Origin of the sequence: Flexivirga caeni (assembly GCF_003724155.1) — a bacterium.
Classification (GTDB): domain Bacteria; phylum Actinomycetota; class Actinomycetes; order Actinomycetales; family Dermatophilaceae; genus Flexivirga; species Flexivirga caeni.
Genome location: NZ_RJJQ01000016.1, coordinates 1 through 14,275, shown reverse-complemented (window position 1 = coordinate 14,275; position 14,275 = coordinate 1). Strand labels below are relative to the sequence as shown.

The 14,275-nt window shown below is 68.4% G+C and carries 8 protein-coding genes and 1 pseudogene; 2 read left to right on the top strand and 7 right to left on the bottom strand.

The window, feature by feature from the left end; all coding sequences use genetic code 11:
- The first annotated feature begins 10 nt into the window (after positions 1-10).
- A complete protein-coding gene (allB, locus tag EFY87_RS14330) occupies positions 11-1,357 on the top strand; it encodes an allantoinase AllB (RefSeq protein ID WP_281276209.1) in 1,347 nt (448 codons plus the stop codon).
- A 10-nt stretch (positions 1,358-1,367) separates the two neighbouring features.
- Here the strand turns inward: allB and EFY87_RS14325 are convergent, their stop codons facing one another.
- From EFY87_RS14325 to pta, 7 genes and pseudogenes are all read right to left on the bottom strand, one after another.
- Positions 1,368-5,186, bottom strand: a complete 3,819-nt coding sequence (locus EFY87_RS14325; RefSeq protein WP_123272172.1) for an ABC transporter ATP-binding protein — start codon at positions 5,184-5,186, stop codon at positions 1,368-1,370.
- Complete coding sequence (locus EFY87_RS14320; RefSeq protein ID WP_220093647.1) at positions 5,183-5,599, bottom strand: MarR family winged helix-turn-helix transcriptional regulator; 417 nt, start codon at positions 5,597-5,599, stop codon at positions 5,183-5,185. Before EFY87_RS14320 ends, EFY87_RS14325 begins: the two co-directional genes overlap by 4 nt.
- A gap of 56 nt (positions 5,600-5,655) precedes the next feature.
- Complete coding sequence (locus EFY87_RS14315; protein WP_123272171.1) at positions 5,656-7,377, bottom strand: glycoside hydrolase family 35 protein; 1,722 nt, start codon at positions 7,375-7,377, stop codon at positions 5,656-5,658.
- 84 nt (positions 7,378-7,461) lie between these two features.
- Positions 7,462-8,145: a hypothetical protein gene (locus EFY87_RS14310; protein WP_123272170.1), complete on the bottom strand. Its 684-nt coding sequence runs from the start codon at positions 8,143-8,145 to the stop codon at positions 7,462-7,464.
- A 29-nt stretch (positions 8,146-8,174) separates the two neighbouring features.
- Positions 8,175-10,115 (bottom strand): S53 family peptidase, encoded by a 1,941-nt coding sequence (locus tag EFY87_RS14305; protein WP_158607653.1) that lies wholly within the window; start codon positions 10,113-10,115, stop codon positions 8,175-8,177.
- Between the two features lie 180 nt (positions 10,116-10,295).
- A pseudogene (nicT, locus tag EFY87_RS20960) lies at positions 10,296-11,339 on the bottom strand (Nickel transporter NicT).
- A 264-nt stretch (positions 11,340-11,603) separates the two neighbouring features.
- The gene (pta, locus tag EFY87_RS14295) at positions 11,604-13,739 is read right to left on the bottom strand and encodes a phosphate acetyltransferase (protein WP_123272168.1); all 2,136 of its coding nucleotides are present in this window, start codon (positions 13,737-13,739) and stop codon (positions 11,604-11,606) included.
- Positions 13,740-14,038: 299 nt separating this feature from the next.
- On the opposite strand from pta, the gene EFY87_RS14290 reads away from it, so the two are divergent.
- Positions 14,039-14,275 (top strand): hypothetical protein (locus EFY87_RS14290; protein ID WP_148043354.1); only part of this gene is annotated, 237 nt, incomplete at its 3' end.

Genomic DNA, 14,275 nt, shown 5'->3' with positions numbered 1-14,275 from the left:
TGCCTTGACGGTGACGGGCGGTGCCGGGTTCGACCTGGTCGTCCGTGCCGCGCGCGCTGTCACACCGGACGGTATGATCGCGTGCGAGGTCGGTGTGCGCGGCGGCCGCATCGCCGCCGTCGAGGCGCTCGGCAGCGGCCTGTCGGCCGCAACAGTCGTCGAGCTGGCGGACGACGAGACGCTGCTTCCCGGGGTGGTCGACGCGCATGTGCACGTCAACGAGCCGGGGCGCACCGACTGGGAGGGCTTCCGCACCGCGACGCTGGCCGCCGCGGCGGGCGGGGTGACCACGATCGTCGACATGCCGCTCAACTGCATACCGTCGACGGTGACCGCCGAGGCGCTGGAGTTCAAGCAACTGGTCGCCACCGGCCAGACCTTCGTCGACGTGGGCTTCTGGGGCGGGGCGGTGCCGGGCAACCGGACCCACCTTCGCGCTCTGCAGGAAGCCGGCGTCTTCGGCTTCAAGTGTTTCCTGCTCGACTCAGGGGTGCCCGAATTCCCGCCGCTCACAACGGAATTGCTCGAGGACTACCTCACCACGATCGGAGCCTTCGACGGGCTGATGATCGTGCACGCCGAAGACGCCGAGACGATCGCGCACGCACCGCAACCGCACGGCAGCCGGTATGCCGACTTCCTCGGTTCCCGGCCGCGCGAGGCGGAGAACCTCGCAATCGCCGCGGTGATCGAGCGAGCCCGCCGCACCGGCGCACGCGTCCACATCCTGCACCTGTCGTCCTCCGACGCACTGCCGATGCTGCGCGCAGCCAAGCGTGACGGGATCGACATCACGGCCGAGACATGCCCGCACTACCTCGCGCTGGTCGCGCAGGACGTGCCGAACGGCGGCACGGCATACAAGTGCTGTCCCCCGATCCGGGAGGCGAGCAATCGCGACCTGCTCTGGGACGCCCTGGCCGACGGCACGATCGACTACATCGCCTCGGACCACTCCCCGTCCACTGTCGAGCTGAAGGACCTGGCCGGTGGCGACTTCGGCACCGCCTGGGGCGGCATCGCCTCGGTGCAGCTGCAGCTGGCCGTCGTGTGGACCGAAGCCCGGCGCCGCGGCATCGCCCTGGAGCAGGTCTCGCAGTGGCTGTCGGCTGCCCCCGCGAGCCGGATCGGCTTGCGGCACAAGGGAAAAATTGCGCTCGGGTATGACGCGGACCTGGTCGTCTTCGCCGCGGACGAGGAGTTCACCGTCGACGCGCGGAAGCTGCACCACAAGAACCCCGTGACGGCATACGACGGCAAGAACGTCACCGGCGGCGTGCACGCGACCTTCGTGCGCGGCGTCCGAGTGGACTTCGAGCACCCGCGCGGCCGGCTGCTGCAGCACGGCACCGACTGAGGCCCGCGCCTCAGCCCGCCGAGCCGGAGCCCACCAGCTCGAAGGCCCGCCACATGCGGGCATACCGGCCGTCGGCCGCCAGCAGTTCCTCGTGCAAACCCACCTCGACGATCGTTCCGGCATCGAGCACCGCAATCCGGTCGGCCGTGCGAGCCGTCTGCAGCCGGTGCGCGATGAGGATCGTGGTGCGGGTGTCGGCGACAGCCGCCATCGCCGCGGTGACCTTCGCCTCGGTGGCCAGGTCGAGATTCGCGGTCGCCTCGTCCAGCAGCAGGATCGCCGGATCGACCAACTGGGCGCGCGCCAGCGCCAGCAGCTGGCGCTGACCCGCGGACAGCGATCTGCCGCGCTCGGACAGCTCGTGGTGATACCCGTCCGGCAACGTCGCGATGAAGTCGTGCGCTCCCACCGCCCGCGCAGCCGCCTCGACATCGTGGTCGGAAGCGCCCGGACGGCCGTAGGCGATGTTGTCGCGCACCGTGCCGCTGAACAGAAAGGACTCCTGCGGCACGTAACCCAGGGATCGCCGGAACGCCGGCAGGTCCAGGCCTCGCACGTCATGACCGTCGACGGAGACCGCACCGTGGTCCGGGTCGTAGAAACGCGCCAGCAGCTTCATGACGGTCGACTTGCCGGCCCCGGTCTCGCCGACGAGCGCGACCGTCTCCCCGGCCGCGATGGTCAGGTCGACGCCGCGCAGCGCCTCCGGCGGTTTCACCGGGTCGGGCACGTGCGTCGTCAACCGCGGATCGTGTGGTCCGCGCGCGGGGCGCCCGGGCCGGCGCGACACCGGCGGATAGGCGAAGTGCACCTGGTCGAGGACGAGCCGGCCGGTGACATGTCCCGGCACGATCGGCGAGTCCGCCTGGGGGGTCAGCGTTTTCAGCGCCATCAGCTCCGAGATGCGATCGACGGACACCCGGGTCTGCTGCCAGGAGTCGAAGACCTGGGACAGCTGCTGGATCGGCGAGAAGAAGAGATTGATGTAGAGCAGGAAGGCGATCAGCTCCCCGGTGGTCAGGGCGTGCCGCGCGATCAGCTGAGCGCCGACCCCGAGCACGATGACGTCGGCGATCGCCGACAGGAACTGCACGAACGGGAAATAGGTCGCGACCAGTCGTTGCGCGGCGACCCGCGAGTCGAGGTAACGCCGGCCCAGTCCGTGGAAGTGCTCGACCGTCGCCGCCTCGTGCACGAAGGCCTGCGCCTCCTTGACCCCGGAGAGGCTCTCCTGGAAGTCGGCGTTCACCACGGCGATCCGCTCCCGCGCCTGGCTGTAGAGCACCGCTGCCCGGCGACGGAAGAAGTAGGTCGCCACCGCGAGCGGTGCGGCGACGGTGAGCGTCCACAGGCCGAGTTCGAGGTTGACCAGGACCAGCGCGACCCCGACGCCGACGAAGGTCACGAGCGCGACGAGCGCCGACAGCAGGCCGTTCTCGATCAGCGACTCGAACTGGTCGACGTCGGTGGTCATCCGGGTCATGATGCGCCCGGCCATCTCCCGCTCGTAGTAGTCGAGCGAGAGCCGCTGCAGCTGCGCCCAGATCCGGATGCGCAGCGAGAACATGATGCGTTCGGCCGCGCGCCCGGTGACGAAGGTCTCCGCGACCTCGTCGAGCAGGTCGGCGAGTGTCACGACGAGGAACACCGCGGAGGCAAGGAAGAGCACACCCTTCGCGCCAGCCGAAACGCCATTGTCCACTCCGATTTTCACCAGCACTGGGCCGAGCAGGCCGGCGATCGCGTCGAGGACCACGAGCAGCAGCCCGATCCCGAGTGGGCGCCGGAAGTCCCGCAGCAGCCGCCACAGCGAGAAGTCGGGCATCGGCTGGGTCTCGTCCTCGACGTCGACGTCGGCCCGGTCGCGCACTGGTGGCAGTGCCGCCACGCGCGCCAGCAACTCGGGAGTCGGCGCGAGTGCCAGGCGCCATCCGCCGCCGGCCGTTCCGCCGAGGCCCATGCCCAGGCTGGGCGCGCCGATCGAGACGGCGGCGCCGGAGCGCGCCGGCCGGCCGCGCACAGCCGCCCACGCGGACTCGGTGCGCCCGGCCTCCGGCGAGATCGTCGCGAGCACCTCGATGCTGTCACCGACTGCGTCCTCGAGCTCGGCCTCCAGCCCGGACAGCAGCGTCCGATAGGTGTGGCTGGATGCCATGAGATCTGCGTGGGTGCCCTGCTCGGCCACTCGGCCGCCGTCCAGCACCACGATCCGGTCGGCCAGGTGCAGCGTCGAGACCCGGTGCGCGATCAGCAGGGTGGTGCGGCCGGCGAGCACGTGGCGCAGCGCATCGTGGATGGTCTCCTCGGTGTGCGCATCGACCGCGCTGGTGGCATCGTCCAGGATCAGGATCCGCGGGTCGGCCAGGATCGCCCGGGCCAGCGCAATGCGTTGGCGTTGCCCGCCGGACAACGACAGGCCGCGCTCACCGACCGGCGTGTCATACCCCTGCGGCAACGCCTGGATGAAGTCGTCGGCGGCCGCGGCCCGTGCGGCCGCCCGGATCTCGTCGTCCGTGGCGTCGGGGCGCCCGTAGGCGATGTTGGCCCGCACCGAGTCCGAGAAGAGAAAACTCTCCTCGAAGGCGACCGCCACCTGGCGCCGCAGCGAGTGCCGGCTGACCGACCGCAGATCGTGCCCGTCGACCGCCGCAGTGCCGGACTGGGGATCGTAGAAGCGTGAGATCAGCGCGGCGACAGTCGATTTGCCGCTTCCGCTGGCACCGACGATGGCGACGCGCTCTCCTGCGTCGATGTGCAGGTCGAGGCCCTGCAGGACGGGAGCGTCCTCGTCATACGCGAACCGGACGCCGCGCAGGTCCACTTCTCCGCGCAACGGCGGGAGATCCACCGCGTCCGGTGCGTCGGCGATCGACGGGCGCAGATCGATCAGCTGGAAGATGCGTTCCACGCCCGCGCGGGCCTGTTGCCCGATGGTCAGCACACCGGCCAGTTGCCGCGCCGGCGCCACGAACTGCGCGATGTAGGTGCTGAAGGCGAGGAAGGTGCCGATGCTGATGCGATGGTCGAGAGCCATCCAGCCGCCGAGGAAGAGGATCAGCACCTGCGCGAGCGACGGGATCGCCTCGAGCAGCGGCTGATAGCGCGCCTGCAGGCGCACTGCTCGCATCCGCGAGCCGTAGAGCTCCTGCGCGGTGTCGACCATCCGCCGCAGCTCACGACTCTCCTGGCCGAATGCCTTGACCACCCGGACGCCGGCGACGTCCTCGTCGACGATCTGGGCAATGTCGCCTTCGCGCTGCTGACCGTCCCAGGTTGCCGGAAAGACCTTGCGCCGCATGAAATAGGACACGGCGATCAGCGAGGGCAGCACCACCAGGCCGACCAGCGCAAGCAGCGGCGACAGGACGAACATGATGATCAGCGAGACCACCATCAGCAGCAGGTTGCCGGTCATCATCGGCAGGAACTGAAGGAGTCCCTGCACCAGGGTCGAGTCGGAGTTGGCGCGCGACACCAGCTGACCCGTCGGCAGCCGGTCCAGCGTGCTCTGGTCCATCGTCAGCAGGTGGTCGTGCATGCGGTTGCGCAGGTCGTATTGCACTGACAGCGCCAGCTTGCCGCCCTGGTAGCGGCGCAAGTGGGCGAACCCGAAGGCGAGCAGCGCAGCCACGATCAGCGCGGTCAGCCACGGCCACAGCGACGCGTTCCGCGCGATGATGACGTGGTCCACGATCTGCCGCGCGACCAACGGCACCACGCTCTGGCAGACGCTGCCCATGACCGCGCCCAGCACGGCGAGCACGAGGCTGGTCCGGTGGGCGAGCAGGTATGACGAGAGGCGCCGCACCCAGCCCTGCTCGTTCCTCATCGGGCCGCCCTCTGCTCGGCCAGTTCGTCCAGCCCCACGTTGAGCTGTGCCAGCCGATCGATGGTCTCCGGCCCGGAGGACGCGTGCTCGATGACTGCGCGAAGCTGCTGCACCATGGCAGCGCGCGCTGCCGCGAGCGCGATTTCCCCGTCGGCGGTCAGCCGCAAGGTGACCGCTCGCTGGTCAGTGACCTCTGCCTGCCGCTCGAGCAGGCCTCGCTTGCACAAGGATTCGACGCTCGCACTGACCGCGGGCTTTCCGAGTGCCAGCCGGCGTGCGAGCCGGGAGGCCCGCTGCTGGCCGTCGGAGACGGCGGACAGCACCCGGAAGTGGGCGAGACTGAGGTCGGTCGAGGCACGCTCGAACATCCGGCTCAACCGGATGACCGCGTCCACTGCAGCGATGTCGTTCACATAGCCACCCTACTCATATTGGTTCGAGAGTCGAACCAATATGAGGAGGGTGGCTGTCAGGCTCCCAGGTCGGGCCGGTCGCGGATCTCCAGATCCCTTCCGGGAGTGGCGAATTCGAGGATCCGCAGCTCGTTCTCACCGGCCTGCCACAGCGGCGCCGGCGCGTAGAGCGTGCGCTGCGGACCGTCGGACCGGTAGCGGCCGAGGCAGAAGCCGTTGAGCCACAGCACCCCGCTCCCCCAGCCGGCCGGCGCGACGAAGCCGTCGGCGGGGTTGTCCACAGTCACGGATGCGGTGCCGAGCCACGGCAGGGTCTCGTCCGCAGCCTCGTCCACGGCCAGGTCGGCAAGCTCCGCGAAGCTCAGGTGACGCGTGGTCCAGTCGTGGACGAACCGCAGGCCGAGCCGCACCGGACCGAGCAATCCCTTGCGATCGGGTGTCCCCGTGCCGTAGTTGACCCGGCCGAAGCACTCGACCACGATCTCCAGGTCGAGTCCGCCAGCCGGGATCTGCAGCAGGACGGGTCGTGGGTCGTTCCGCTCGACGGTTGCGACCAGGTCACCGCACGCACGCACGTACGCCCGGTCGTGAACAGCCCCGAGGGTGAGCTCGGCGTCGGCGAGCGGACCGCGCAGCCTGGTCCGGTAGTGCATGACACCGTCCGGCTCGCCGAGATCCTCCATCGAGACCGGCAGCGGACCGGAGGTATGGCGCCCGGCGCCGCGCAAGGACGGCAGGACCGAGCCACCGTGCACCGAAACTCGCTGCGGCGAAAGGCGTTCCGCATCCCGCGGAGGCTCCGGCGGGGTCACCCCGGTGCGCTCGGCGATGACGCTCCGGAACGCCCGGAACTTCTCGGTCAGCTCTCCCGCCTCGCCGATCGGCGCGTCGTAGTCGTAGCTGGTGGTCGTCGGCTGGTAGATGTCGCCTTCGAGATTGGCACCGGCATACCCACCGAAGTTGGTGCCGCCGTGCGCCATGTAGAAGTTGACCGACGCACCGGCGTCCAGCAGGTCGCGCAGCACGGAGGCGGCTTCGGCCGGCTCACGCCGGTGGTGCTGCTCGCCCCAGTGGTCGAACCAGCCGTTCCAGAACTCCATGCACATCAGCGGGCCGCGCGTGCCGAAGTCCTGCAGCACGCGCACGTTGGCGACGGCGTCGCCGCCGAAGTTGGCGGTCGCCCACACGCCGTCGATCGTGCCGCCCAGCAGCATCACCGGCTCGGGACCGTCCGAGGTGAAGAACGGCACGTCGATGCCGCGTGCGGCCATCCCGTCGCGCAGGTGACGAAGGTATGCCGTGTCGCTCCCGTAGGAGCCGTATTCGTTCTCGACCTGCAGCGCGACGATCGGACCGCCCTGGGTCACCTGATGCCGCGCCAGTCGCGGGATCAGGTCATCGAACCAATCGTCAACCAGCGCAAGGAATTTCGGCTCGGAACAGCGAATCTGGCTGGTGTCGCGCAAGTCGGCCAGCAGCCAGGCCGGCAGCCCACCGAAGTCCCACTCGGCGCAGATGTAGGGCCCGGGTCGCACGATCAGCTGCATGCCGTGGTCGGCGACGACCCCGATGAACGCCTCCAGGTCGCGCCACCCGGAGAAGTCACGCTCACCGCGGCGGGGCTCGTGGAAATTCCACGCGACATACGTCTCGATCGTGGTCAATCCCATGGCGCGACAACGCTGCACACGGTCGGCCCACTGGTCCGGGTGGACCCGGAAGTAGTGCAGCGCGCCGCTGAGAATGGGGGTCGCGAAGGAGGGTTCGGAAGCATTCATCGGGGGCACTCTCTCATGCCCGGCAGAACGCGAACCAGCCCGGGATCCTGGGGATCCCGGGCCGGTTGCTGGTGCAGTCGCTGATCAGCCGGTGACCGGCAGCGTGGTGGTTGTCGGAGTCGGCGTCGGCGGCTCCGTCGGCTGGGTCGTCGGCGACGTCGACGGGCTGGTCGATGAAGTCGACGAACTCGGCGGCGAGGTCGACGGGCTCGTCGGCCCGGTTGTCGGCGACGTCGTCTTCGTGGTGGTCGTCGTGGTCGTCGACTGGGCCGAGCACTTCGCCCCGGTAAGGGCGATGTAACTACCCTCGGTGCCGGGCTGCGAGTAGTCGACGTAGGCACCGACGGTGAACCCGCCGACCGTCGCCTTGCCGAAGGTCACGGTGCCGCTCGCGTTCGCCAGGCCGCTGAACTTGGCCAGGCTCACGGACTGACCGGCCGAGTAGACACCGGCCGCGTTGCCAGTGACCTTCACCGACACCGAACCGTCCGCTGCGCAGGTGGTCGTCACCCCAGCGCTGGAACCGCCGACGATCGTGACGGACGCGCTCGCGGACGACGCGGTGGTCGTTGCCGACCCCTTGGCCAGGGCGTCGTCGACCGTGAACGACCCCGTCTTCCAGCCACTGCTGCCGAGCATGCCGTGGTAGGCATAGCCCGCAAACGTGTTCGTGGCGGCGGAACTGCTCGTGCCACCTGCCACCAGACCGGCTGCGGCGGCGACGCCGACCACGACCGAGGCTCCGAAGAGCGCCGTGTTGCGCTTCATGCTGTTTCCCTCTCCTCCGTGACGCGGGTTCACTTGAACGCCGCGATGAACGTCTTCGGGTTGGGCGTGCCGACCCCGGTCACGTTGTCCCAGCCCTTGGCCGTCACCAGGCTCTGCGGCTTGTCGTCGAAGCCGACGACGATGTTGCCCAGCTTGGTCTCGGGGAAGTAGACCCCGGCCTTGCCCCTGGAGTTGACGTCGATCAGCGCGCTGGTGCCGGCCAGCTTGTAGAAGAGCGGCGCAGCGTCACCGAGGGTGAGCTTGTTGTTGGCCTTGGCGAGTGCGACCACGGCCGCGATGATCGGCGAGCCGAGGCTGGTGCCGCCATACGTCTCGTACTGCACGCTGCCGACGCTGTGGTCCAGGAAGTGCACCGTGTAGCCGGTGTAGGGGTCGGACAGACCCGCGACGTCCGGGACAGCGCGACGAGTGGAGCTGATGCCGTTGACCTTGCCCTTCTGCCAGCTCGGCATCGCCCAGGACTCGGACAGGCCGCCACCGGCGCCGCCGACGCCGACTTTGGCGGTGATGTTGGTGAACTGCGCCTTGTTCGGGTCGGACTGCAGGAAGTAATTGTTCTCCCAGCCGGAGACGACCGGCTGGGCGCCGGTCGTCAGCATCCCGATCGAGGTACCGCCGACCGCGGTCGTCCAAGTCGAGGACGCCGGGTAGCCGACGTGCGGCTTCCCGTCGACGAGGAATTTGCCCTTGGAGTCCTTGCCGCTGGTGTCGCCGTTGTCGCCCGAGGAGGCGAAGGTGGAGATGCCAGTCAGGTGCGCCTGCAGCATCGGACGGTCCCAGGCGGCCTTGTCGGCGGCCGTGAGCGACGTGTCCGGGTTCGTGCCGGGCGTGTCGGCGAGGGTGCCGAAGGACATCGAGATGGTGGTCACCTTGTGCGCGTCGACCATCTTCTGCAACGCGGACTGCAGGTCGTTGTCGTAGCAGCTCGCCGCGCCGACGTACTGGATCGGGGAGTTGGGCGAGATGGCGTGCGAGGACTGCACGTCGATAGCCTGCTCGCCGGTGGAACCCAACGGGTCGCAGTCGGCCATCTGCGCGTTGCCCTTGCTGATGGTGGAGGTGTACTTCGTCATCGCGGGGTAACCCGCGTCCTTCATGTACTGGTTGGTGTTCTTGATGACGTTGGCCGTGGTGTCACCGCCCCACAGCAGCAGCCCGAGCGACGGCGCGTTCTTCTTGGCGGCGGCGCTGGTGCCGTACATCGTGGCGAGGTCCCCGGGGCCGTAACCGCACAGGTAGTTGGACTCGTTGGCAAACTTCTGCGCCTTGGCACCGAGGTGGTCGCCCCAGTAGTCGGCGCAGGCGGTGCTGCCGTCGTACCCGCTCGCCAGCTTGCGGAGCCCGCCGGCGCGGATCGGTGCCTTTGCGGCCTTGGGGCGCAGCGTGCTGCGCGCCGAACCCGTCTGCTTGGCGTTCATCGTCTGCATGCGGTGCAGCGAGTTGAGACCCGCGACTCCGGACAGGCCGAGGCTGGCCGGCACGGTGGGAGCCTTGTCGACCGCCATACCTCGGGTGGTGCCCAGCGTGGCCCGGTGCATCTTGACACCGAAGGCGCTGTTGACCTTGCTGACCGGCGCCGCCGCCGACACCTGGCCGGAGCTGCGGCTGATCGAGGTGACCTGGAAGCCCTTGGCGCGCGCCCAGGATGTAACCCTGTCGACCTGCGCCTGGCTCGGCGCGAACAACTGGGCGTAGCGCGCCGGGGAAACCACCTGGCCGCGCTGCGCCATCTGCTGCGCGAGCGCCTGGTTGCGCAGCGGCAGCTGCAGGGTGAGGTCGACGGTGCCGGACGTGGCCGCAGCGCCCATCTTCACGTGGGAGTTGGCGAGCCGTCCGGAGCCGTTCAGGGTCACCGTGTTGGGCTTGGCGGGGCCCGCCAAGGCAGTGCCGGCGGGCACGAGCGCCGCGCAGGTCAGGGCAGCGGCGGACGCCGCGAGAGTTCGCTTCATCGAACACGTCTCCTTGAGACAGACTGTGACGGGCCCGGCGGGCGAAGGTTCGAGGCATCGAAACACCCGGCCGGGAAAGTGGTTGCGCTGGCACTCTACATGGGCAGCACACATCTTTGGGAGAACGCTGGGAAAAGGTTCGGATTCCCATGAGCATGCGGAAACCGGCCGGCGTCGGGTCTACTCCGCGGACGCAGTGCCGGACCGTGCGTCGGCCGCCGCCATACCGGCGTCCCAGCGTTGTTCGACTTTCGCGGCCTTCCAGACCACCACGGCCAGCACCCAGGTCAGAACGAACATCGCGACGATGACGAAACCCGCTTTGTTGATGTCGAAGTTCTTCATGAAGGTCCAGAACGACCCCGACCAGTGCAGCTCCTGCGGCAGCAGCCCCAGGATCTCGATGGTGCCGATGAAGTAGCAGATCGCGACCGACAGACCGGTGATCGTCAAGTTGTAGTAGACCTTGCGGACCGGCTTCATGAACGCCCAGCCGTATGCCGTGTTCATGAAGCACCCGTCGAGGGTGTCCATCAGGCTCATCCCGGCCGTGAACAGGATCGGCAGCGCCAGGATGGCGTACTACGCGATGTGCTGAGTCGCCAGCAACGCGGTGGTCGCGAGCAGCGCCACCTCGGTCGCGGTGTCGAAACCCATCCCGAAGACGACGCCGACGGGGTACATCTGCCAGGGCTTGGTGATCGAGCGCATCCACCGACCGAAGAAGCGATTCATGAAACCGCGTTGCTGCAGCTGCTCCTCGAGAGCGGCCTCGTCATACTCCCCGCGCCGCATGGACCGCCAGATCTTGACGATCCCGACCAGGATCACCACGTTCATCAGCGCGATCAGATAGAGGAACGCTGCCGAGACGACGGTGCCGAAGACTCCCCCGAACTGCTCCAGCGACGAGTTGTTGTTGGACACCGCGGAGTAGACGGCCTTCTCCGCGATCACGATGCCGACACCGATCGCGACCACGATGGTCGAGTGCCCAAGCGAGAAGAAGTAGCCGACGCTGAGCGGCCGCTGGCCGTCGTTCATCAGCTTGCGGGTGGTGTTGTCGATCGCGGAGATGTGGTCGGCGTCGAAGGCGTGCCGCAGACCCAGGGTGTATGCCGTGACGGCCACCCCGATGCCGAGCCCCCGGTAGTGGTGCGGCACCACGAGGAAGAGAAAGACGCCGAATCCGACGAGATGCAAGAACACGATCGAGCCGAACATCCAGCCGGCGCGCCGCCATTCGGCCGGGGTCAGCGCGGCCGTCAGTTTCGCCCACCGGCTCGCATCCGCCGTCGTGATCCGCTCGCTCATCGCCGCCCCCTCCTGCGTCGGGTGCGGCGATTCGCCCTGAACCCAATTGTTCGCTCGCTCCGCTCATTCATCGCCACGCCTCCGCTGCCCAGGGGGTCGATCCGGTGGTCTCCAGATGCGACTCTGTCGCAAGATATGAGCGAAGCCTGAAGGCAGGCTGGGACGGCGCGCGGCTCAGGCGTCGCCGGCGCCGAAAGTTGCCTGGATGGCGGTCAGCGCAATCGTCTGGACGATGTCCTCGACCAGCGCCCCACGGGACAGATCGTTGATCGGCTTGTTCAGGCCTTGCAGCACCGGGCCCATCGCGACGGCACCGGCGCTGCGCTGCACCGCCTTGTAGGTGTTGTTGCCCGTGTTGAGGTCTGGGAAGATGAAAACCGTTGCGCGGCCTGCTACTTGGGAATCCGGCAGCTTGGTGCGGGCGACGGCCGCGTCGGTCGCGGCGTCGTACTGCAGCGGTCCGTCGACCGCCAGAGACGGCTCCGCGGCACGGACCAGCTCGGTCGCCATACGCACCTTGTCGACGTCGGCGCCCGTGCCGGAGCTGCCGGTCGAGTAGGAGAGCATCGCCACCCGCGGCTCGATGCCGAACGCTCGGGCGGTTGCTGCAGAACTGATGGCGATCTCGGCCAGTTGCTGCGCCGTCGGGTCAGGGATCACCGCGCAGTCGCCATACACCAGCACCCGGTCGGCCAGCGCCATCAGGAAGACCGACGACACCACCGAAACTCCGGGCCGCGTCTTGATGATCTCGAACGCCGGCCGGATGGTCTGTGCGGTCGTGTGGGCAGCCCCGGACACCATGCCGTCGGCGATCCCGGCCTGGACCATCATCGTGCCGAAGTAGGAGACGTCGGTGATCGTGTCGGCGGCCTGGTCGAGGGTGACGCCCTTGCGCTGCCGGATCCGTGCGTATTCGGCGGCGAACCGCTCGACCAATGCGGGATCGAAGGGGGAGATCACCTGTGCCGCAGCGATATCCGCGCCCAGTTCGAGTGCCCGTGACCGCACCTGCGATTCATCGCCCAGGATGATCAGATCCGCGATTCCGCGGCTGAGTGCGATGGCTGCCGCGCGCAGGATCCGGTCGTCACCGCCCTCCGGCAGCACGATGGTCTTGTGGTGTGTCCTGGCCCGCTCGATCAACCCGTACTCGAACATCAGCGGCGTCACCACGGCGGGGCGGGACACGTCGAGCGCCTGCAGGAGTTCGCCTCGGTCGATGCTGCGCTCGAACAGCGCGACGGCACGGTCATAGCGCACGGTGGAGTCGGCGGTGACCCGCCCGCGCGCACCCATGACGCGCACGGCGGTCTGGTAGGTGTCGTGGCCGGTCTGCAGGATCGGCAGCGTGGAGGTAACGCCGTCGAGCAGCCGGCCGATCACGCCCGGCAGTTCGAACCCGCCATTGAGCGCGATCGCCGCCAGCGATGGGAAGGTCCCCGACTGATCGGCCAGCACCGTCGCCAGCAGCAATTCGGTCCGGTCCCCCGCGATGATCACCACCGCGCCATCGACGAAGTGGTCGAGCGCGTTGACCGCGGACATCCCCGCGATCACCAGCGCGGTGACCGGCCGGGACAACCGGGTCGGGTCTCCGCGGAGCAGGTCGGCGCCGAGCGTGGCCTGGACGTCGGCGACGCTGGGAGCCACCAGGATCGCGTCGTCGGGCACTGCCCACACCGGCAACGATGGCAGCCCGAGCTGGTCGGCGAGCGTATGACGCACCGTCCGCCGGATCTGGTCCAGGGTGTCCTCATCGGCCCGATTCACTGCAATGGCGAGGAGTTCCGCGCGCTCGTGCAGGATCTCCGGCACTGCCAAATGCACCACGTGACCGAGCTGTTCGGGCGTGCGCGCAGAGGTCACCCCGAGCGCCTCGGTTGCGGTGCGCGTGTCCCGGCCGTTGATGACCAGTAGCACCGGGGCGCCGAGGTTGGCCGCGATCCGGGCGTTGTAGGCCAGCTCGGTCGCGGCGCTGACATCGGTGTAGTCGGTGCCGAGGATGACCATTGCTGAACAGCGCGCCTCGACCTGCTTGTAACGCTGCACAATCGTCGACAGGGCAGCCTCGGGATCGTCGCGGACGTCGTCATACGTCACGCCGACGCAGTCGGCATACGCCAGATCCGCGGTGTCGTGGGCAAGCAGCGTCTGCAGTACGTAGTCCGGCTCCGTGCCCGACCGGGACACCGGCCGAAAGATGCCCACCCGCTCGCCGGCGCGGCTGAAGGCGTCGAGCACGCCCAGCGCGATGGTGGACTTGCCGGAAAAGCCTTCGGCGGACGCGATGTAGACATTCGTGGCCACGCGCCCAATGTAGTCAGGCGAGGGCATCTGGCCGCCAGGCACTGACGGGCCGGGCAAGACGGGCGCAGCCGAACGAGCGTGCTTGGCCGGCGGAGGAGCATATCGACGTCGGCCGCAGCGGAGGAAAACTTCGTGGGGTGCCGGAGTGGGGGAAGCCGCGTATCGAGTCCGCGCCGAGCGCGCACCAGGTCGGCCCACCCCAAGGCCTGTGCACAACCCGCCCGAAACGAGGAGGGTGTGGACAACACAGTGTCACGAAAAGTGTTGCATCCGAACAGCATTCGGGTATACTCGAACACATGGACGACACCACGAAAACCAGTGCGGGAGACGGCGTGGCCGTTTTCGGTGTTGCTGTGGTGTCCGCGTTCCGTGAGCAGCTGACCGCACGTGTCGGCGTGGATGCTGACACGGACCTGCTGGCCGAACTACGGGCGTTGGAAGAACTGAAAAACGCGATCACCGCCCGGCAAGCCCGGATCACCGTCCACCTGCACGAGCAGCAAACCTCCCGGGATGTTCCGCGCGGGATCGAC